The organism is Candidatus Bealeia paramacronuclearis, from assembly GCF_035607555.1.
Taxonomy (GTDB): Bacteria; Pseudomonadota; Alphaproteobacteria; order UBA9655; family UBA9655; genus Bealeia; species Bealeia paramacronuclearis.
Genome location: NZ_JAVHWZ010000001.1, coordinates 601,105 through 622,209, shown reverse-complemented (window position 1 = coordinate 622,209; position 21,105 = coordinate 601,105). Strand labels below are relative to the sequence as shown.

Genomic DNA, 21,105 nt, shown 5'->3' with positions numbered 1-21,105 from the left:
CCTCCCCTCTCGGGAAATTTATATTTTATAATTTTATTATACCATATTATACCACAAATAAATCCATCATTTAAAAGTATTTATAGCATTTATAGCTGCAGGGCCCAATATAACAATAAAAATACAGGGCAAAATAAAGACAGCCAGCGGCAACGATAACAAAACGGGAATTCTACCAGCTTTCTCTTCGGTTTTCATCATACGTTCTAAACGAAATTCTTCGGAAATCACCCGCATTGTCTGCGCAATAGGCGTTCCGTATTGCTCTGATTGAATAAGTGTTGATATCATTCCTCTAAAAACTGGCATATCAAGTCGATTACTAAAATTTTGAAGGGCCACTTTACGATCAGGCAAAAGGTTTAATTCAATGGACGTGAGCGCCAGCTCATACCCTAAATCTGGATAGACTTGACCGACCTCTCGTGCTACGCGCTGCATAGTTGCATTCAAGCTCAAACCCGCCTCCGTACAGATCACCATCAAATCCAAGGCATCCGGAAAAGCTTGTTGAATTTTCGATTGGCGACTACGAATGGCCCCCTCTAAAACTTGATTAACGGCATAAGAGCCAAAAAGTGCCGCCCCGACAACACCTCCCAATTTATAAAGACCTGGCCATTGTGTAAAATACTCTGCATAAAAATAAATTCCGATAGCAGGGGGGAAAATTGCGAGCGTTTTTGCAATCATATAGATGAGCAATGAATTTTCAGACCTCCACCCCGCCTTCTCAAACATTTTCTTGATTTTTTTCTGCTCTTCAAGAGAAGAAAATTGAAGTTTTTGGAGCATCCTAACAAAAGGATTTGACGACAAAACTATGTCTTTGACATAAACTTTTTTTGCTGATTTATCTTGCTGGTCCGTCAGCACACTTTGATGACGATTCAGATCCTTAAGTCTTTTTTTGAAAACATCAAATTCCCTTGATTTTTTAACAAAATTCAATCCCATAACCATCACAACAAACGACAAGAGAAACGTCACAAAATCCAAATTCATGATATATCCTCTCTAAACATCCATTTTTATGATGCGATTGATGACAACTATGCCCATACATATTAATGCACCTGCTATCATCAATAGGGTATGTCCAGTTTGAGTGGAAAATAAAGGATCTAGATAATCCGGATGAACTGAGTAAATAATACCGACGAATACAAAAGGAAGTGCTGTCAGAATATATCCACCCGCCTTTCCTTCTGAAGAAAGCGCTTTAATTTTTAATCTCATTTTACTGCGTTCTCTCAATAAATTAGATAGATTTTCCACAGCTTCCGCTAAACTTCCACCTGTCTCTTTTTGCAAGATCATGACAATCGCCAAAAAATGAAAGTCGTTAATATCAAGACGACTAAAGGCTTCACCAAGTGCGTCCTCAAGGGTTCCTCCCAGAGTCAATCGATCGACAATAAATCTAAAAACTGGCCCAACTGGCGCATCAACATCACTCGCGACAATTTCCATGGCACGACTCGGCGTCTGCCCCGCCCTCAATGATCTACGAATCATATCCAATGCATTTGGAAATAAATTTAGAAATTGCGCTTTCCTCCTCCCAATTAAATACGAACAGACAGAATAGACAAGAAAGAGTGAAACACTCACTGAAATTGGAGCCGCATAATAAAATTCAACTGAATACACCTCAACAAGAAGCGCAAAAGATACGATTAATAATATCAAGACGCTTCCAAAAAATGAAACAGGGGAAATATCATAGCCAGTGCGTTTCAACCAGTGATTCAAGTCATTTACACGAATGAGTTTACTTTGAAATATCCGCTCTAAACTTTTCTCAAGCCCACTTTTATCATTGTGAAGAATCGCGCTCAGAGATTCTTCTCCCCCCAAAACTTCAGACTTTACAGATTTCAATCGCCGCATCCAAAGCTGCTCATCCTTTACAGCCACCTTTTGAAAACGAAAATACCAAAAAACAACCACCAGCAAAAAGCTGGAGATGGGAAGGAGAAAAGATAATAAATTGATGATATTATCGTTCATGGCCCCTCGTGCAAGCTGTCCATTAGCTCTTTCTCAAGATTAAAGTACCGCGCCCGAGGCGTAAAAAAAGGCTTTAATCCTGTTGAGCGAAAATTACCTTTAATGATAACATTCTCACTGTCAGGATCCATTTCTTCACCTTCAAAATCAAAAATAAAAAGATCCTGCGTCATAATGATCTCTTCATCAATTCCGGTAATCTCTGAAATTTGCGTGACGCGCCTTTTTCCATCCCGCATACGTTCTGTATGAACAATCAGGTTCACGGCCCCCACAATCTGAGCGCGCACAACCTTCGTTGGCAAACTCCAGCCCGCCATGTTAATCATATTTTCCAAACGCGTCAAAACTTCACGGGGCCTGTTCGCGTGAATCGTTGACATCGAACCGTCATGTCCTGTGTTCATGGCTTGCAACATATCCACAGTTTCGGCACCTCTGACCTCACCAATCACAATACGATCAGGGCGCATACGCAGGGCATTTCGTACTAAATCACGAATTGTGATTTCCCCTGTTCCCTCAATATTGGGAGGGCGACTTTCAAGACGAACGACGTGAGGTTGCTGCAGTTGAAGTTCTGCCGAGTCCTCAACGGTCACAATACGTTCACCCGGATCAATCAAACGCGACATTGCATTTAATAGCGTTGTTTTTCCAGAGCCAGTTCCGCCTGAAACAAGTGTATTGAGACGACAAGCGGCACAAACCTTAAGAAAAGTACACATCTGATGCGACAGGTTTCCTTGCTCTGCCATCTTCTCTAACGTAATTTTTTGTTTAGCAAACTTACGAATCGAAATTGAAGTCCCATCCAAAGCCAGAGGCGGCATAATAATATTAACACGGCTTCCATCTGCAAGGCGTGCATCAACCATGGGGCTTGCCTCATCCACACGTCTTCCAATGCGATTGGCGATCCGCTGAGACACCTGAACAAGGTGCGCCTCATCATGAAAAACAACTGGTGTTTTTCTCAGTTTTCCTTTTCTCTCGACAAATATATTTTTAGGGCCATTGACCATAATATCGGTTACAGATTCATCATTCAAAAGCTCTTCCAAAGGGCCTAGTCCAATCATATCGTCAACAAGCAGATTGGCAACTAAAAGCTGTTCTTTTATATTGAGCTGAACGTTATTTTCCGCAGCAAAATCGGCAACGAAAACCTCAACCTCATGTCGAAGCTCATCTGGCCTCATTTTTGAGGCTGCAAAAAGATCAATGCGATCCATAAGCGCCAAATGCACTGATTTCCGGAAAGCCGAATAAATATCCCTATTATCGGCCCCTTCGCCTTTATCTTTCCTTAACGTAGCACGACGTTCATAAAAAGTCGCATCTTGAGTTAATTGTTCCTCTGATGCGTTATCTTGGGTACCGTCTGATCCTTGTTTTTTTCCAAAAATTGCCATAATGCCCTGTTTTAATATTCATATTTTTATAAGTCATCTATTTTAGCATACCAAACAATTTATCGAAAATCCCCTCTTTTTCTTCAGTCACCACAGCACCGCCCCCAAGCTGATCTACAAGCCTTCTAATGGCTGGAGGCACACGGGAATTACGGGAATTTGTCAAAGGTTGTCCCCGATTTAAAAGATCAGCAATGTCATTGCTGTCATAAGGAATGACAATATCGACCTTATTCCCAATAGCCCCTTCAAATTCCTCGAGTTTAACTTCACCAGTTTTATATTCTCCCATTTTATTCAAAACAATAACCAACCGGCGATTTGCCCCAAATGGGCTAAATAAACGCGAAATCCTCTCTGTATCCCGAGCCGAAGCCAAAGATGGCTCTGCCGTCACCACCATAATATTTGTATGTTCGATGATAGATTGTGTAATGGCATTAAATCGTCTAGGAATATCGATAATGACATAGTGAAATTGCTTGACCAAGAAATTAACTAACGTATCAAGCCCTTCAATTGTAAAATCAGGAATTTCATCCAAAGGCTCTTCCGCACTGAGAATTTTCAGCCGATCACTAATGTGCGTCAAAAGACGATCAAGAAAGACCTCGTCCATTCTTTCCGGGGATTCTAAGACTTCTCTCAATCCATGATTTGGCTGTTGATCCAGATAAAGAGAAACGGATCCTGTGTGAAGATCGAGGTCAATAACGGCGACACGCCGACTTCTTTCTTGGGCCAAAATCCAAGAAAATGTTGTTGCGATCATTGTTGATCCAACACCACCTCTCGCCCCCAAAAAGGCAATAACTTTACCCGTTCGATTCGTTCTGACGATAGGAGTATCACCGCCTTGGAGCACTTTAATGGCATTGCTTAATAACTCAGGAAGTAATGGCTTTACTAAATAATCCGATATTCCAAGGGACATCAAATCACGATAAAGGCCCACATCATTTTTGGCACCTAAGGTGATGACTTTTGTACCAGGTTCACACACCTCTGCGAGTCTATTCAATTCATTCACTGGAAGATCTGTCTTCGAGATGTCAATTAAAAGTATTTTAGGGGACCTATGCCCTGAAAGAAGTTTAATAGCTGACTCAAGGCCACCTTCATAAATTCCTGTATCTGGAAGATTCAACCCTTTCAAGCAATTTTTTGCGACATTGATATCTGAAGATTCTTCCAAAAAAGCCATAAACTCAGATTGAAGTTCTTGGGCTGAAAGTTGAGAAGTTTGTGCAGCTTTATCAGACATTAGTTACTCCCTCCAGAGTTCCCTCCAGAACTTCCCCCAGATGAGCCTCCAGAGCCAACAGATTCAACTTTTAATGGTTTTATTTTATCGGTACGATACATGTTAATATCCAATGCATGTCGTGTTCCATCATACCCCCCTGTCTCACGTCCAACGATCAAATCCCGAGGATCAGAAACCATCATACCAAAATTAATAGCTTGAGCACAGCCAAAATTAGACGTTGTTGCGGCCCCTTTGGCCTCTCCCAATTCTTCAGACCAATTAAGACAATTGGGAGGAATCACTACAAAGCTTTCTACAATAAGATGAAGCCCTGAGCCCTTTTGCTTTTTATGAGATCCAGGCTCATCAAACTCATCAACGGTGATTGAATCGCGTCTAATTCCATGATCCCTCAAAATTGATGTCACGGCCTTAATTCGTTCTTCGGAATGCCCTCCCACCTCTTCAATATAGACTGTGACCGCATGAGGATTAGAAGCATTTTTTGTTAAAAAAGCCTGAAGACTTCTTTTTTCATTCACAGACAATTTTGGTTTGTGCGCAGGAATGCTGACAAAATAATCATAAGCCATCCTTTGAACCTGGTTTTTCTTGGGCATTTCGGCTTGCGTTTTTTGAGCAACCTTGGGGGTACACCCTCCAAAAACTAAGGCTACAATTGAGGCCATTAGGCACACTCTATATTTACACTTCATAACAAATTCCTTTCAACTTGCTCTTACTGATCGATGCTAAATCCTGCAGGTCCAATTAATCTGAGGCCACTGGGCCCTAATGCAGGTGCGGCACCACGATCAACGCCAGTTTTTGTGAGTTTTCTCTCAAAAATCTGCTCAACAAATGTAGCATACTGCAACCCATCTGTCGGAAGTGCCATCTCTTTTCCAGAAACAGGCTGAACAATGTAGGGGGTCACGATAAATACCAGTTCAGAATCACCACGCTGAAATGCATTTGATCGAAAAAGAGTTCCCAATATAGGAATGTCTTCCCATCCAGGAAGACCTGAGATTTCAGAACTTACCGTATTTTTTAAAAGCCCCGCAATTGCAAAAGTTTGGCCACTAGCGAGCTCAATTGAAGTTTCCGCACGGCGCGTACTAATTCCTGGAACCTCAAAACCATTAAACTTAAGCCCAGTTGTGCTATCCAATTCGCTCACTTCGGGACGAACCCTCATACTTATCAAATTGCCGTCTATGACGGTGGGCGTAAAGGCAAGACTGACACCAAATTGTTTGAATTCTATAGTGATTTGATTATTACCTTGAGGAACTGGATATGGAAATTCTCCGCCCGCTAAAAAGCTGGCTGTCTCACCAGATACGGCAATCAAATTGGGCTCCGCCAACACGGTGACCAATCCTTCTGTTGAGAGGGAGTCAATTGCCGAATCAACATTCCAATTCTTATTTGTAAAATTGCCCACAAACGTATTATTTCGATTCGTTGCAGCAGGATCGACAACGATGTTTGATGGAGTGATTTTACCTCCAGCAGTTGTAAATGGAGACCTTCCGCTCAAAAGTCCTAAACTAAAATCCCCACCTGAAAAGGCACCTAACCAATCGAAATTAAACTGATTGATCACAGAACGTTTTACTTCGGCAACTTTCACCCTTAAGTTGACTTGAAGTGGGGCTCTGACAGTCAAGCGATTGATAATGTTTCCATCTTTACCGACAAAATTTTGTGCGATGGATCTTAAATCTTCTGCAGTTTTTGCGTCATCAACTTTGCCCTCAAGCACAATTCCTGTTGATGTGGCTCTAACTTTGATTGAAGAATCAAGCGCCACTGCATCCAGAAGCTCTTGAAGTTGCTCTACATTTTGAATTACATTCAAGGTCAACGACAAGAGATGCTTTCCAGTTGCACTTGTGGCAAACACATTGGTCCGTCCAGGCGCTTTTCCAAAAATATAGGCCAGTTTGGAGTTGCTTAATTGAACGTCTGCGACTGCTGGATTTGCGACAAAAAGTTCTGAAACAGGCTCATCAAATGAAAAAGCTTCCGCTTCATTGACCGGCAAGTTAATCGTCTTCTTTTCAAGAGCCGACAAGTTTTCCCACATAAAACCAAGTGACAATAAGAGGACTGAAGCAAGTGCTTTGTGCGATTTCATTTTTATCTACCTCTCGTTAACAAGAACGGCCGAAGTTTTATCTCCGCGCATTACTTTTATCATATCGGAATTGGCAGGATTTTTCTCATTGCACGCATCCCCAACACAAGGATGCGGATCTTCTGCCAATGAATGTACACTCAAAAAGATATCTCCAGATTTTTGAGCCGCAGCAATGATTTCCGCCTGATTTTTTGTAACTTCAAGTGTTGCTGTTTTGGGAGTCTCCGTGGTCGTCGAAATAATAGATTTATCACCAGCGGCGACTGGTGCTTCTGTTTTTAAGCTCTTCCCCAAAGCCACAACACGCACATTTTTAACAACTGTTTGCGCTTCGATAATTTGACCGCCCCCCTGATCAGAACTTCCAGATTGAACGGACCTTGAAACGATAATATCAACCCGATCACCAGGGACAATCAATCCACTGCTTGAACTCGCATCATTCACGTTAATGGATATTGCACGCATACCAGGCGTTAGAACCGCAGCCAAAAAACTATGATCCCCGGGTTTAATTAAATCACCCGGTGTCAATGGCTCACCCTCATGTACTGGATGCCGCACAACAGCACCCGAAAAATCTGCCACTTTTGCGTTTGGCGCGGTCAAATAATTACTGATCCCTTGTGTGTCAAGTGGCCAATCCGCCATTTTTAAAGCTAAAGGATCCACAATCTCTCCCACATTCAGAGCCCTTGCTGCGACAAGCACAGAAGCCGCTTTAGGAGCCTCTTGCTGGGCCTGCACAGGAGCAGAGGCTTTATCTTTTGATAAAACCAATCGCGTCACATATGCAACTCCAATAGCCGCAACAAGTGCAAATCCAACTCCAACGAGATCTTTTACACGCATGACTTCACCTGCATCATTGATAGATCCTTCCTAAAAGTATAATCCACGACCCCAAAGCAATTGCGACGCCATAAGGAATGGATTTCTGCGCAATAGCGCGCTGAGGCCCTGCTTGAGCCCCCTCTCCACTCATATGCCAAACGAATTTGAGAGGAGGAAACGAAGATTCACATTTTTGTAATCCGGCCCAAACCCGATCCGAAAGACTGGAGACCCAATCCTTACAGATAAGATAAAACACGGAAAAAACTCCACCCGAAAGAGCCACCCATAAGAAATAGTCGGCAATGTGATGAAGTCCTACCCAAAGCGCCCCTACGGCCAAATATTTTGCGTCCCCGCCACCGATCCACTTAAATGCAAAAAACGTAAAGCTTAAAGCAAGAACAACAAAGAAGACGATAATGTTTACACCGATCTCAGACCATTCCATGGTGAGCGGCGCCCAAAAGAAAAAGAGCACAAACAAAATGACTACCAAAAGATTCGGAATGCGAAAATAGGCAAAGTCATAGATCGCCATGAGACCATGAACGAAGAGCGCTAAAACAAGACAGAGGATGCTTAAAATCGCCACTCCATTCCCCTTCTAATTTGACCAAGACCGCGCCGAATCGTAGGGGCGCTTAGGCTGATTTAAAGGTAGGATTCCAGAGACTTGACCGCTTCCTAATGGCATCGATCTCACCGCTTCGAAATAGGCAATATTATTTTTCATCGCGCGATCATCTAAATCTTTGCGCCCCATATCCTTTGCCTTTTTCATATCTCCACTCAAGCCATAAGCAAGGGCTAAGTTTTGACGTATTCTTGGGGTTGCTTGAGGAGATCTTGCAATTCTCTCAAGAACGCGAATAGCCTCGTCAAATTTTCCAGCAAGAACTAAAGAGAGGGCAAGGTTATTCTCATAGGACATATTCATAGGCTCAAGCTCTAAGGCCGCACGATAATTGGCTTGGGCTTTTTCTGGTTGACCCAGCATATCGTAAGCGATGCCTAATGTACTTAAGGCCTTATGATCCTGAGGATTCAACGAAAGGGCCTTACGCAATTCTTGAGCCGCACTTTCCGGTTGGTCAATCACAAGATAAACGGCACCCTTACCCCGATGGGCTGGTGCATTATCAGGAAATTTTTCAACAGCCCTTTCAAAAGTGTTCATGGCCTCTTCGGTTGCATTACTATCCAAAAGGGTAAATCCCAAAGCGACATAAGCCTCACAATTACCTGAATCTTCCTTAATGGCCTCACGATACTTTGAAATGGCTAGAGGTAAGTCGCCTTTGCCCTGCGCGGCTTTTCCTGCCTCAAAAGAAGACAGTGTATCACCTGTTTGAAAATAGGGATTAGAAGCACATCCCGCCAAGACGAGCACGCTTACCAGACATAAATGTTTCATTATCCGCATCGATCAGAGCTTCCCTGTTTATATTTATTAAACTTATTATTCTCACGCGTGTTAAAATTTGATAGCATTTACCCATTGAGTTTTTACATATTTAAAAATGCTGTGTTCTTAATGACACATCTTAAAATGAACGAGGACGCTTGTGGGCTCTAAAATTATTTATCTTTTGCGACATGCTGAAGCCTCACCCAAAAATACCGGAATTTCCGATTATGATCGCTCTCTCACGCCTCACGGCGAGGATCAAGCACAAAACGTGGCTAATTATCTCCGTGATAAAATATTGACTTTTGATTTTGTGATGTGTTCCTCCGCATTAAGAACTCAAGAAACGCTCGAGCCTCTCCGCCCCTATTTGGGCACAGAAGATATTGATCTTAATCCTCACTATTATAATATTGAGGAAGAAAAAGTATTAGACTTCCTGAGACTGGCATCGGAGGACGCCAAAAGAATTCTTTATATTGGTCACAACCCTGGAATTGCATTTGCGGCCTTACGATTTGTGCCACAAGGCCAACCGCATCCCTATATTCAACAGGGTTTTCCAACAGCAGGTCTTGCTGGTTTTTCCTTTGAGATTTCATCATGGCATGATCTTAACTGGGGAAAAGGTCAATTGATTGAGTTTTACAATCCTGATGGAAAAAGCTAAGCAATACGGTTTCTGAGTTTGACCCAAGGTTCAATGAGCCCCAAAGGCACGAGAAAGAAAAATGGCCAACTCAAGAGAAGGGCCACCGTATAAAATCCAAAGAGAATCCAGGAAGCATAAGAAAATTTTCTTGCAATAGCATGAACGGTTCCAATTCCCGTCAAAAGGAAGGGGAGCAATGCGGGAATAATCAAATTCGAGGACGCATCCGAAAACACTCCCAAGGGCAACAATGTCATGACTCCCAATGCCGCCAAAATGTAATAAAATATAGGCAATGGATAAACATCACACACATCGGGAGAGGGTCTTAAGTTTTTCCCGAATGCCTTCAAAAGCCCTTGCGCTAGGATTGCATTCATAAGTGCCATCATCGCCCAAGACATGGCCACAATGCCAGGCAAAACTTTAATTAACGCTGTCAAAATCAAAATCGTTTCTGCAGGTTGAGGTCCCATCGCCGCTTGAATTAAAGCGGAGAGATTTTCCCCAGATTGTGCCAATGAAAACTGAATAAGCAAAAAAGATACCCCTGCAATTCCAAGAGCCATAGAGGTCAAAAAATTCATTAAGTTGACAGAGGGAGTGTAGTGGGGCTCTCCTGATTCATCTGTACGGTATTGCAAGGCCTTAAAGAGAATTAAAATCGTTGGGATCACATTAAAGATGGCATAAGGAATAGCCAATCCAAAGCTCCCGCTCATCATGGAAAAAATAAGACTTAAGACAATTCCGGCAGCGCCGGCAATAAGTGCTGAGGAAAAGCCCAGACCTAAACCCACTGCAAAAAGGGGGAGTGTTGAAAAATAAGTGAGCAACATCCCTCCCAATGAGGGGGTAGCTAAAAGAAAATAAGGGGCGGCGCTGAGCACCCCCCCTAAAATCGAAAGTGGCAATGGATATTGGCGGAATGCCATCACTTAAACCACAATTCCGTTATTCGCTAACGTAAGGCATCAAGGCCAAAAAGCGTGCGCGTTTAATCGCTTGCGCCAATGCGCGTTGATGTTTCACAGAAACAGCACTAATACGGCTGGGGATAATTTTCCCTTTTTCTGTGATAAAACGTTGAAGCATTTTTACGTCCTTGTAATCGATCTTGACACCTTCAGGACCGGAAAAAGGACATATTTTTTTTCTACGAAAAAAAGGTTTGCGTTGCACGTTCATTCATCATCTCCTTGTGAATCATCTTTATCTGTCTCAAATCGATCATCAGAACGACGCTCAGGACGCGTATGACGACTTTGCATCAAAGCGGAAGGCTCAGAATCCAGCGCATCCACGCTGATTGTCAAATAACGCATGACGTCTTCATTCAAACGCATATTGCGTTCCATTTCCTTTACTGCATCGGAAGGAGAGGAAAGACTGAAAAGGACGTAATGTCCTTTTTTGCTTTTATTAATTTTATAAGCCAGTGTGCGCAGACCTGAAAACTCAGTCTTTGCCACTTCACCGCCACCTTGGGTGACGATGTCTGTAAATTGTGTCGCAAGCGCTTCAACTTGTGCTGGCGACAAATCAGGCCGTGCAATAAACACGGTTTCATAAAATGCCATTTTGGACTCCTTATGGCTAATCGTTAACAGTTTTTCTGTTCACAAGCCAGCATCGCTGGCAAGGAGCTTTTCTTTACATACTCGATTTGAGATCACATTTGCAAGGATTTTAGACATTTTTTCCAGCTCTCAGCACAGAAAAGAAGAAAAGAGTCTTGCTATGAGAGCAAAAATAACTTTGCAAGACCTAAGAAAACGGAAAAACCAAAGACGTCTGTTGTGGTCGTTAAAAGTGGGCCCGCGCTAATGGCGGGATCCCATCCCATATGATCAATGATAATAGGCAGCAGTGTCCCCGCACAAGCCGCCCACAGCATATTAAAAATCATGGCAGAGGACAGAACTATCCCTAAAGGCAGATCTTGAAACCAAATTGCAGCAAGCCCTCCTAAAAGGAGTCCACAGAAAATACCATTTAAAAGACCAACAAGAACTTCTTTGTTAATAACACGCATCATATTCATCGAACCCAGCTCTTTGGTGGCCAGAGCACGGACGGTGACCGTAATTACCTGCATACCAGAATTTCCACCCATGGCCGCTGTAATCGGCATAAGAACTGCTAAAGCCACCATGTGCTGAATGGTATCTTCAAATTGAGAAATGACGGTTGCGGCCAAAATGGTATTGATCATTGTAAATAAAAGCCACCGCAGGCGGGCATAAGATGTTTCGAAAACAGGCGAATAAAAGTCAGATTCGGTCAAGCGCGACAAATGGAGAATTTCTTTTTCGGCTTCTTCATCGATAACATCCACGACGTCATCAACCGTAATCATACCAATAATCCGGTCTGCATCATCCACCACGGGAGCTGCGACCATTCCATATTTTCGGAATAAAATGGCAACTTCTGACTGGTCCATGGTTGCGGGAATTTTTTTAACATCCCGATCCATAATTTCAGCAATTTTGCTTTTCTTAGGGTGACGGAAAAGCTGGCCCAAGGGCACAGTTCCCACGGGGATATGCTTGGGATCAACTACGAAGACTTCATAAAACGCGTCCGGAAAATCTTCTTCCTTGGCGATAAAATCGATAGTTTGGGCAACAGTCCAAAAACTAGGGACACAGACGATTTCCCGCTGCATCATACGTGCTGCTGAATCCTCAGGATAGCTCAGGACCTCTTCCAAAATAACGCGTTCGCCTGCAGGAATTCCTTTGAGAACAGCAATTTGTTGGTGCTCTTCCAGCCCTTCGATAATCTCAAGTGCGTCGTCACTTTCAAGATTTCGCAAAGCCTTGGCTAATTCGCGCATACCAATGCGATCAGCCACCTCAATCCGGAGAGTTTCATCCAAGTAATTGAGAATTTCAGCATTAAACTGTGGCCGCAAAAGATCCACAAGATCTTCACGAATTTCAGGCGCTAGATAAGAAATGACGACCGCAACGTCCGCCGCATGGAGGGGCAATAAAATCTCACGCACACGCTCGAATTGATGAGATTCCAAAGCAGATTCAAGTTCGCGGATAGTCTCTTGGCTCACCCCAAGAACATCCTCTTGAATCTCCTCTAAAGTATTAGGATCTGAGCGCTCGTCAACCATGAGGCTCCATCCTTAAGCTGCATCCATTTGCATAGTTTCACAATCCCCATCATGAACTTGCGCATCCACAGCGGCAATTGCGGTCATATTGACAATTCCTCGCGTGGAAACGGAGGGGGTTAAAATATGAACGGCCCTGCTGGTGCCCATCAAAATGGGACCGATGGGCTGACCGTCTGCCACAGATTTCAGTAAGTTTACCGTGATATTGGCGGCATCAATATTGGGCATGATTAAAAGATTCGCCTGCCCCTGAAGGCGTGTATTGGGAAAAAGATTCTTCCTCAAAGTTTCACTAATGGCGGCGTCTCCATGCATCTCACCTTCCACTTCCAAGTGGGGCGCTGTCATTTCCAAAATGCGCAACGTCTCTCTCATTTTTTCAGCAGATGGATGACACGAAGTGCCAAAATTGGAATGCGACAAAAGCGCAATTTTAGGAGAAATGCCAAAGCGCCGAACTTGCTCTGCGGCCATAGTTGTAATTTCGGCCAATTGAGACGGTGTGGGATCCGCATTCACATAAGGATCGCAAATGAAGAAGACACCTTTTTCAAGCGCCATAACGCTCAATGCTGCGGGCATTTCCACTCCTGGCAAAAGGCCAATGATGTCTTGAATAGATTGAAGGTGCCGTTCATACCGCCCCACAGGACCAATAAGCGCCGCATCCGCTTCGCCGAAATGCACCATCAAATTGGCAATAACCGATGTATTCGTGCGCAAAACCGTTTTTGCAAAATCCGGCGTTGTGCCTTTGCGCTCCATCAGTTTGTGATATTCCGTCCAATATTTGTGATAACGGAAATCATTTTCAGGATCCACCACTTCAAAATCTTTATCAATTTCAAGTGTCAAACCCATGCGCTTCAATCGGCTATCAATCACTTCACGTCGCCCAATCAAAATGGGGGAAGCCAGTTTTTCATCCACAACGGTTTGAACCGCGCGCAAGACTCTTTCATCTTCACCATCGCCATAAGCCACGCGGACTTGTTTGGATTTGGCTTGGTTAAAAACAGGGCGCATGACAAAGCTAGAGCGGAATACAAGTTCGCTTAATTTCTCACGATAAAGATCCATATCTTCAATGGGCCGAGTTGCAACGCCTGTCTTCATCGCAGCCTCTGCCACAGCAGGCGCGAGCAGCATCACTAGGCGAGGATCAAAGGGTTTGGGGATAATATAATTGGGGCCAAATTTCAGTTCTTCGTTTTGATAAACGGCCGCAACCACATCCGGCGCCTCTGTCATGGCAAGCTCAGCCAAGGCTCTAACGCAGGCCAATTTCATTTCCATATTGATAGTAGTTGCGCCGACATCAAGGGCACCCCTGAAGATATAAGGAAAGCATAAAACATTATTGACTTGGTTAGGATAATCCGAGCGGCCCGTTGCGATAATGGCGTCTTTACGAACTTTCAAAACGACTTCAGGGCGTACTTCGGGTTCAGGATTGGCCAGTCCAAAAATAACGGGTTTATCCGCCATGGCTTTGATCATCTCAGCTTTCAAAACGCCTGCGGCAGAAAGCCCTAAAAACACATCCGCACCCACAATCGCCTCACCTAATGTGCGGGATTGCGTTTCGGCCGCATATTTTTCCTTAAAAGGATCCATCTTTTCATGGCGGCCGCGATAAATAACACCGGCTTGATCGCACACGATAACATTCTCTTTTTGAAGGCCCAAATGACAAAGGATATCAAGGCAGGCCAATGCCGCAGCCCCTGCCCCCGAACACACCAATTTCACAGATCCTGGAGTTTTCCCTTGAATCTTGACCGCATTCAAAAAGGCCGCGGCAACAATAATTGCAGTACCGTGTTGATCGTCATGAAACACGGGAATCTTGAGGCGTTTAATGAGATCTTGTTCAACTTTAAAACAATCGGGCGCCTTAATATCCTCAAGGTTAATTCCGCCGAAGGTGGGCTCCAGACTTGCGATAATTTCAATTAATTTCTCAGGATCATTTTCATCAATTTCGATATCAAAAACATCAATGCCGGCGAACTTTTTGAATAAAACTGCCTTACCTTCCATCACCGGCTTTGCGGCCAAAGGACCAATATTTCCCAGCCCCAAAACGGCCGTGCCATTGGAAATCACAGCCACTAAATTCGAGCGCGCGGTCACAGTTGCAACTTCTCTTGGATCCGCTACAATAACTTCACACGCCGCAGCAACCCCGGGGGAATACGCAAGCGCTAAATCTTCTTGCGTGGAAAGGGGCTTTGTCGCCACAATTTTAAGCTTGCCCGCAGGCTTTTGACGGTGATAATCGAGTGCGCGTTGCGCGAGTGTATCTTTCAAAACAAATCCCCAGGCTAATTTCAGTTTCAAAAAGAGTATATGCCAGCTTTGTTAAACACAAAAGCCAAAAGACACGGAGAACACGAATTCGGCTTTAATTCTTGATTTTTCGTATTGATACCAAACTTTTTTAATAAAATTAGATTTATTTAGAAATGAATTGAAAAGATAAAATAAATAATTGCATTTTTTGAAAATTGAATTTATAACGTCTTCAGTTTAATTTTTTTATAGGTGTTCAATTATGATTTTAAAGGCTTCTCTGAAAGCAACCGTAAGCGCATTTGTTCTTTTAAGCTCAATTTTAAATGTCCCTGTCATTTATGCCAGCGGCAAACCCTCTCCGAACAAAGAGGAGCAAACAACTCCCTCAAAACAAAAATTTAAATCTGCCACAGAAGAGAAAAATGAAGCTCTAGATTATGTTTTAAAACCTTTCCCCACAGGTACAAACCTAGAAAATTGGGAGTTTGCACTTTTCAAGGCTGAAGAGACTACAACGAGAAAAGAAGGACTCGGAAGCCTAAGCGAACTCAGTGACGAAGTAATTTTAAATATTTTGAAATATCTCACATATAACGATTTACTCACCATGAGGAGCGTTTCCAAAACCTATGGAGAATTTGCCACTTATCCCTATCAAAAAACACTCCAAGATAATATTGAAAAACTGAGACACTGGAAGCCAGTGCCGATGAATGGCCCTTTTATGATGCAGCACTCGAAAGACGAAAAACTTCTTCATTTTTTCCTATCAACAAGCCCATTTCACATGTTGATGCTCCATCACATCTTAGCTGAAGAATGCCCCCTCTCAGCAAATATTAGGGATATTTACTGCCCTAATATTGAGAAGTTTAATCCAAAACGCGCTGAGAATTATTCTAAAGGCGTTGTTGCCACAGAAGTTACCGACAAACTCAAAGCAATCACAACGTACATGCGTGAGCTGCAGCTTGAAAAAATATGGGGCAATAATTCAAAACTTTATAATATTTACAGAAATCTATATAAAATTTGGATGCATTATATTCCATTAGATGACACACCTATGCTTTCTACAGCCTTTTACCTCAAATCGATCGTACAAGCTGTGCAACAAACGGGCGTTAGCGGGAGCCGTAACCGAATAAATAATCCACCTTCCAATGGCGAAGAATCTAACAGCGCCCTCGACGAAGTCAATAAAGAAATATTATACATTCCTGATAATTTTCTTGAAGATATCATCAAAAAAATAAAATTTGGATTTGAAACTACAGCTCTTGAAAAATTGCATGAGTATGAAAGCGAGTTAGCTGATATTGAAAACACCCCCAGATTCAAACAGCGGCTTCGAATAGCTCGCCTCTTGGGTCGAAGCGATTTTTTCTTAAATCAAATGTTGGCTCTAAACTTTGTGTGTGGCTTAAAATATTTTGATGCTAAAAAATATGAAGAGGCCTTTCCACTGCTTAAAAAAGTTGCGCAATACCCAGATACCTTTAATCAAGGTCGCGACGCCACAGCCCAATTACGACTTTCCATTATGTATAAAAACGGATGGGGAGTTTCTCAATCTTCAAATATAGCGTTTAAATGGCTGTTGAAGAGTGAGAAATCAATAACATCCTCAAACCATACCAACAACTCAAAATCCTTAGAGGTAATTCTTAGCGAAAAAGCAGGACTATATAAATTGTTTATGCAAGAAAATAACTTTTCTCAATCTTTTAATTTCTTAACATCTATCACCAAGAAATGCAATCCAAAAGACGCTCAAACGAGATGGGCCCAATTTTCTCTAGCCCACCACCATGCTCAAGGTCTTGGCACTAAACAAGATTTCAAAAAAGCATTGGAGTTGTTGAAAAGACTAGAGGACAATAATGCTCTGAATTCCAAAATCACGCAGGAAGAAATTTCTATACTTCAGCAATTCAAAGGCAAAACAGAAATGAATTTTTGTGAAAAAGATCCCATACAGGCTTATGAATATTTTTATTTTTTGGCGCAAGAAAGTAAGTTATCTCCAAAAGGAGACCCCCGTGCGCAGTATCTTCTTGGTCTTATGTACAAAACGGGGGCATTGAAGACAAACAATGACCTTAAAGCCGCCGATTATTGGTTTCAAAAGGCCAAAACCAATGGGAACACAGATGCCCAAAAGGAAATTGATACGATTTCAAAACTATTTAAACCTGAACCCACCGTGTAAAACTCGTGAAAAATCAATTGTGCCCTACCCCTTGATCGATAGGCCCAACTTTTCCCAGGTGGCTTTCATATGATGAGGCAACTCCGCTTGAAAAGTCATTGTCTTGCCATTGGGATGAGTAAAGGTGATGGCACGCGCATGCAAATGTAATTGCTCACGGCCTTGGGGATGAGCGCGCTCCCCGCCGTACTTTCCATCACCGAGAATTGGGCAATTGAGCCCCCGGGTATCGGCACAATGAACACGCAGCTGATGGGTGCGCCCCGTATGCGGCTCCAGCTCCAACCATGCAAACGCTTTGCCTAAGGCGTCTTTCACCCGATAATAAGTTGATGCATATTTGCCGTCTTCGTTCACAATGATTTTTTCTAGATCTCCAAAGGTGGCTTTTTCAAGAGGCAGCTGAACTTCCCCTTCCCGCTTTCCAGGAACCCCCACAACAATGGCCCAATAAATTTTGGCAATGGTTTTTTGAGAAAATTCGCGAGTAAGGAATTGAGCGGTTTTGAGATTTTTCGCAACCACCATCACGCCAGATGTATCTTTATCCAATCTATGCACAAGCTTAGGTGCCCCATGACCCGGCCCCATCATGGCTTCTAAAATAGAGTCCAAATGCTGCGTTTGCCCCGTCCCACCCTGCGCGGAAAGACCTGCAGGCTTATTGATCACAAGAATATCATCGTCCTCATACAAAATGCATTTGCGTAGATCTTTAATCATCTGGGCGGGAACAGGCAATTTCCTACGTTTTGGTCGATCCATCACCTTAATCTCTCCCAAATCATCGGGATAAAGAACCTCATCTGAGCCAACAAGACGATAGGAAGATTTCACTTTCACGCCATTCACACGAATGCTGCCTTTGCGCAGCATCATCTCGATCATCCCTTGCTTAAGGGCTGGAACTTCGTGCTTCAGCCATTTATCAAGGCGTGCGCCGATAAAATCTTCAGGAATTTGTTTGATCATAATTTTTGTACCACTTTCGCATTTCATAAAGACGGGAAGCTGTGCGCTCAAAAGCTTTAGCACCCTCCCCCTCAGGATAGAGTAAATCGGGACTGACTGTTGCATTGTAATAAAGAGGAATCTTCCGTTCGTAAAGCACATCCACAAGGGCCATTAATCTGTGGGCTTCATTTCGGTCCGAACTTGAGAGTTCTGGGATGTGATCAATGAAAACACCTTTATAGTTTTGGCTGAGCAAAAGATAGTCTCTCACCCCCAAAGGACGAGCACAAAGGTCTGCAAATGAAAACCACGCATAATCCCCTTTTGATTTTTCAACGACCAAAGAGCGCTGCCCTTTTTTTAACACAGCAGTTGATTCAGTAGCATCTTGGGTAAGCTGATCCCAATGCGTTGAGATTTCATAAAAGAACCTTTCCCCAGGCCCCCTTCTATAATCCTTTCCCTCTTTTATATGAAGGATTTCCAGAGACTCACTTAAAAGTGCGATAAAGGGTAAAAAATGCTCACGACTCAGGCCATTTTCATAAAGCTTTGAGGGCTCAACGTTAGAGGTCATCACCATGACCACGTCCCGCTCAAAAAGACGGCGAAAAAAACGGCTCATAATCATGGCATCTGTAATGTTGGTGACTTGAAATTCATCAAAGCACAACACTTGGGTGCGATTGGAAATTTCATCTGCCACAACATCTAACGATTTCACCTGGGATATTCGGGCGTGAATCTCTTGCATGAAGGCGTGAAAATGGACCCGCTCTTTTTTAATATTCGATACTGAGTCATAAAATAAATCCATCAAGCATGTTTTGCCACGCCCCACAGAACCCCACAGGTAAATGCCTTTTATTTTCCGAGATTTCTTTTTAAAAAGGGACCACTTGGAAGGCGCCATTAATTCCGACCTCAACCGTTCAAAATGAATAAGCAACTCCAGTTGCCCGTGATCGGAAATCGGGAATTTCTCATGATAAAGATCCGTAAACGTCTCTTTTTGAATTTTTGGACTCGCTATTGTCATCTAATCATTTTATATAAAAGCGATGGAGAATGCACCCCCACTTATTGATTTACACATTAAAGAATTACAGCTCGCCCGTGCACGGCCACATTTTGAAAAACACAATTTCCTTTTTAAACACGTGGAAGAAGAGCTAACGGCAAGACTTTCAAATATCAAGAAAAACTTTCCCCGCGTTTTGAATTTATCATTTTGGCCTGTCACTCTCAATAGAGTGGAGATTGAAACGCACTCCCCTTTAAAACCTTTCACCACCACAAAACCTTATGATTTGATTGTCAGTTGCTTGTGTCTCCATTGGGTCGAACAGCTTCCCCAATATCTCAAAGCCATTCGTTCTTGGCTTTCCGATGAAGGCCTTTTTATGGGTACCTTTTTTGCCGGTGACACGCTCATTGAATTACGAGAAAGCTTTTTGAAAACCGAACTTGAACTTTATGGAGGAGCCTCCCCCCACGTACTTCCCTTTGTTCGCCTTGAAGATGGTCCCAAATTAATGGCTTATGCCGGATTTCACGAACCCGTCATTGATTGCGACTCCATTCAAGTCGAGTATACTTCTCTTCAGACACTTTTCCGGGATCTTAGATTTACCGGTGAGAATAATGCACTTTTTCAAAGAAGTAAAACTTTTCAATCGCCCACATGCTTTAAAAAACTTGAAAATTATTATAATTCAATGTATAAAAATGATAAATATAGCGTAGCAACGTTTGAGTTTTTAACTCTGACCGGCTGGAAATAAGGGACCGAACCTCTCAGTGTTTTTGACGGACTTGACCAGACGCCTCAGGGATTAAAAACTGAGGATTTCTAAGATACAAGACATTACGCCTTACAGGACCTGCTGAGTTGGCAACATCAGGCGCTGAAGTCACAGAAATGGTGGGAATATTCGAATATAGCAAACCTGTATTAGAGGTGTCGTCCTCAGAATCATTGGCGTGATGCCTTTCCATCCAAGACTCAATTTCAAGAATTGATATGAAACCTTTATTTTTCAAACACTCGACAATACGATCAGCATCTTCTTTTGAATAATTAAAAATACCATACAATCTTTTTCGAAACTGCACCTCTGTTAAAACAAATTTACTTGATACATTTTTGTCGCACGTGACTTCATATTTATCTTCTGCAAGAAACCGATAGCCATACCTTCCATAAAAGTCGATATTGCTTACATCCTCTTCGCACGCAGCATACAAATCATCTATTGTCTGCTTTGGCGCCTCTGTCTTTTGATGCTTTAAACTTTGACTTTCATTTTCTCTTTTTTCTCGGATTTTCCTCTTCTTTGTATTTTTCGTCCCCTCTTGATCCACAGAAGGCTTTCCAGAAGCATGCAGCTGACTCACAGCCCCAAAGACTGCCGACAAGGTTACAATCGAACAAATTACGAAAATAAAATACTTTTTTAACAAAATAGAATGCACCACAAGCTCCTAAAAACAATAAAAAACATCATACTTCATACAACATATAAAAGTTTATTTACAAGCAGAAAATCTTTATGATAGAGAGACCTTATGAAAAATTTTATCTTAAGAAGAAGTTGTAATTTATCATTTAAATAGATGTGCCATCCTGAGGCATCAACTTGTGACACCAAAAAGCTCGTTTCTCAGGATATTTTTATTTGCGTGCCATTTTTAAGGAGATGCTGACTGGAACGGCGATGCAACAAATAAATTCAGCATGACGATTCGCTAACGTGATACTTTCTGTTTTTCAGAAGGTGGT

Annotated in this window: 20 protein-coding genes; 3 read left to right on the top strand and 17 right to left on the bottom strand. The window is 42.6% G+C overall.

Annotation, left to right across the window (positions count from 1 at the left end; all coding sequences use genetic code 11):
* Positions 1–66: 66 nt before the first annotated feature.
* The 9 genes from Bealeia2_RS03205 to Bealeia2_RS03165 are packed head-to-tail and all read right to left on the bottom strand — an operon-like array spanning position 67 to position 9,077.
* The gene (locus Bealeia2_RS03205; RefSeq protein WP_331255688.1) at positions 67–1,005 is read right to left on the bottom strand and encodes a type II secretion system F family protein; all 939 of its coding nucleotides are present in this window, start codon (positions 1,003–1,005) and stop codon (positions 67–69) included.
* Between the two features lie 12 nt (positions 1,006–1,017).
* Positions 1,018–2,013 (bottom strand): type II secretion system F family protein, encoded by a 996-nt coding sequence (locus Bealeia2_RS03200; protein ID WP_331255687.1) that lies wholly within the window; start codon positions 2,011–2,013, stop codon positions 1,018–1,020.
* Positions 2,010–3,428 carry a CpaF family protein gene (locus Bealeia2_RS03195; RefSeq protein ID WP_331255686.1) on the bottom strand — a complete coding sequence of 473 codons (1,419 nt, stop codon included), beginning with the start codon at positions 3,426–3,428 and terminating at the stop codon, positions 2,010–2,012. Before Bealeia2_RS03195 ends, Bealeia2_RS03200 begins: the two co-directional genes overlap by 4 nt.
* Positions 3,429–3,465: 37 nt before the next feature.
* Positions 3,466–4,692: an AAA family ATPase gene (locus tag Bealeia2_RS03190; RefSeq protein WP_331255685.1), complete on the bottom strand. Its 1,227-nt coding sequence runs from the start codon at positions 4,690–4,692 to the stop codon at positions 3,466–3,468.
* Entirely contained in the window at positions 4,692–5,366 is a 675-nt protein-coding gene (locus tag Bealeia2_RS03185) for a CpaD family pilus assembly lipoprotein (protein ID WP_331255684.1), read from the bottom strand. The genes Bealeia2_RS03190 and Bealeia2_RS03185 overlap by 1 nt, the downstream gene beginning before the upstream one ends.
* Positions 5,367–5,416: 50 nt before the next feature.
* Positions 5,417–6,823 (bottom strand): type II and III secretion system protein family protein, encoded by a 1,407-nt coding sequence (locus tag Bealeia2_RS03180; RefSeq protein WP_331255683.1) that lies wholly within the window; start codon positions 6,821–6,823, stop codon positions 5,417–5,419.
* Between the two features lie 6 nt (positions 6,824–6,829).
* On the bottom strand, positions 6,830–7,678 hold the full coding sequence (cpaB, locus tag Bealeia2_RS03175; protein ID WP_331255682.1) for a Flp pilus assembly protein CpaB: 849 nt from the start codon (positions 7,676–7,678) through the stop codon (positions 6,830–6,832).
* Between the two features lie 13 nt (positions 7,679–7,691).
* A complete protein-coding gene (locus tag Bealeia2_RS03170; protein ID WP_331255681.1) occupies positions 7,692–8,255 on the bottom strand; it encodes an A24 family peptidase in 564 nt (187 codons plus the stop codon).
* Positions 8,256–8,267: 12 nt separating this feature from the next.
* Positions 8,268–9,077 (bottom strand): tetratricopeptide repeat protein, encoded by an 810-nt coding sequence (locus Bealeia2_RS03165; RefSeq protein WP_331255680.1) that lies wholly within the window; start codon positions 9,075–9,077, stop codon positions 8,268–8,270.
* A 151-nt stretch (positions 9,078–9,228) separates the two neighbouring features.
* Between Bealeia2_RS03165 and Bealeia2_RS03160 the strand changes: the two genes are divergently transcribed.
* On the top strand, positions 9,229–9,741 hold the full coding sequence (locus tag Bealeia2_RS03160; protein ID WP_331255679.1) for a SixA phosphatase family protein: 513 nt from the start codon (positions 9,229–9,231) through the stop codon (positions 9,739–9,741).
* Here Bealeia2_RS03160 and Bealeia2_RS03155 read toward each other — a convergent pair.
* From Bealeia2_RS03155 to Bealeia2_RS03135, 5 genes are all read right to left on the bottom strand, one after another.
* The gene (locus Bealeia2_RS03155) at positions 9,738–10,661 is read right to left on the bottom strand and encodes a YybS family protein (protein ID WP_331255678.1); all 924 of its coding nucleotides are present in this window, start codon (positions 10,659–10,661) and stop codon (positions 9,738–9,740) included. The two genes, Bealeia2_RS03160 and Bealeia2_RS03155, sit on opposite strands and share 4 nt — an antisense overlap.
* A 16-nt stretch (positions 10,662–10,677) precedes the next feature.
* Positions 10,678–10,911 (bottom strand): 30S ribosomal protein S18, encoded by a 234-nt coding sequence (rpsR, locus tag Bealeia2_RS03150; RefSeq protein WP_331255677.1) that lies wholly within the window; start codon positions 10,909–10,911, stop codon positions 10,678–10,680.
* The gene (rpsF, locus tag Bealeia2_RS03145) at positions 10,908–11,303 is read right to left on the bottom strand and encodes a 30S ribosomal protein S6 (protein WP_331255676.1); all 396 of its coding nucleotides are present in this window, start codon (positions 11,301–11,303) and stop codon (positions 10,908–10,910) included. Before rpsF ends, rpsR begins: the two co-directional genes overlap by 4 nt.
* Positions 11,304–11,461: 158 nt before the next feature.
* Complete coding sequence (gene mgtE / locus Bealeia2_RS03140) at positions 11,462–12,856, bottom strand: magnesium transporter (RefSeq protein WP_331255675.1); 1,395 nt, start codon at positions 12,854–12,856, stop codon at positions 11,462–11,464.
* Positions 12,857–12,868: 12 nt separating this feature from the next.
* A complete protein-coding gene (locus tag Bealeia2_RS03135) occupies positions 12,869–15,172 on the bottom strand; it encodes an NADP-dependent malic enzyme (RefSeq protein ID WP_338453427.1) in 2,304 nt (767 codons plus the stop codon).
* A 244-nt stretch (positions 15,173–15,416) separates the two neighbouring features.
* Between Bealeia2_RS03135 and Bealeia2_RS03130 the strand changes: the two genes are divergently transcribed.
* The gene (locus tag Bealeia2_RS03130; protein ID WP_331255673.1) at positions 15,417–17,369 is read left to right on the top strand and encodes an F-box/SEL1-like repeat protein; all 1,953 of its coding nucleotides are present in this window, start codon (positions 15,417–15,419) and stop codon (positions 17,367–17,369) included.
* Positions 17,370–17,393: 24 nt separating this feature from the next.
* Here Bealeia2_RS03130 and Bealeia2_RS03125 read toward each other — a convergent pair whose 3' ends face one another.
* Together Bealeia2_RS03125 and zapE are read right to left on the bottom strand one after the other, a co-directional pair.
* Positions 17,394–18,368 (bottom strand): RluA family pseudouridine synthase, encoded by a 975-nt coding sequence (locus Bealeia2_RS03125; protein WP_331255672.1) that lies wholly within the window; start codon positions 18,366–18,368, stop codon positions 17,394–17,396.
* Entirely contained in the window at positions 18,322–19,362 is a 1,041-nt protein-coding gene (gene zapE / locus Bealeia2_RS03120; RefSeq protein ID WP_331255671.1) for a cell division protein ZapE, read from the bottom strand. Before zapE ends, Bealeia2_RS03125 begins: the two co-directional genes overlap by 47 nt.
* A gap of 22 nt (positions 19,363–19,384) precedes the next feature.
* On the opposite strand from zapE, the gene Bealeia2_RS03115 reads away from it, so the two are divergent.
* Positions 19,385–20,107 carry a methyltransferase domain-containing protein gene (locus tag Bealeia2_RS03115; RefSeq protein ID WP_331255670.1) on the top strand — a complete coding sequence of 241 codons (723 nt, stop codon included), beginning with the start codon at positions 19,385–19,387 and terminating at the stop codon, positions 20,105–20,107.
* A gap of 13 nt (positions 20,108–20,120) precedes the next feature.
* On the opposite strand, the gene Bealeia2_RS03110 is transcribed toward Bealeia2_RS03115, so the two are convergent.
* Positions 20,121–20,798: a hypothetical protein gene (locus tag Bealeia2_RS03110; RefSeq protein ID WP_331255669.1), complete on the bottom strand. Its 678-nt coding sequence runs from the start codon at positions 20,796–20,798 to the stop codon at positions 20,121–20,123.
* Positions 20,799–21,105 lie beyond the last annotated feature (307 nt).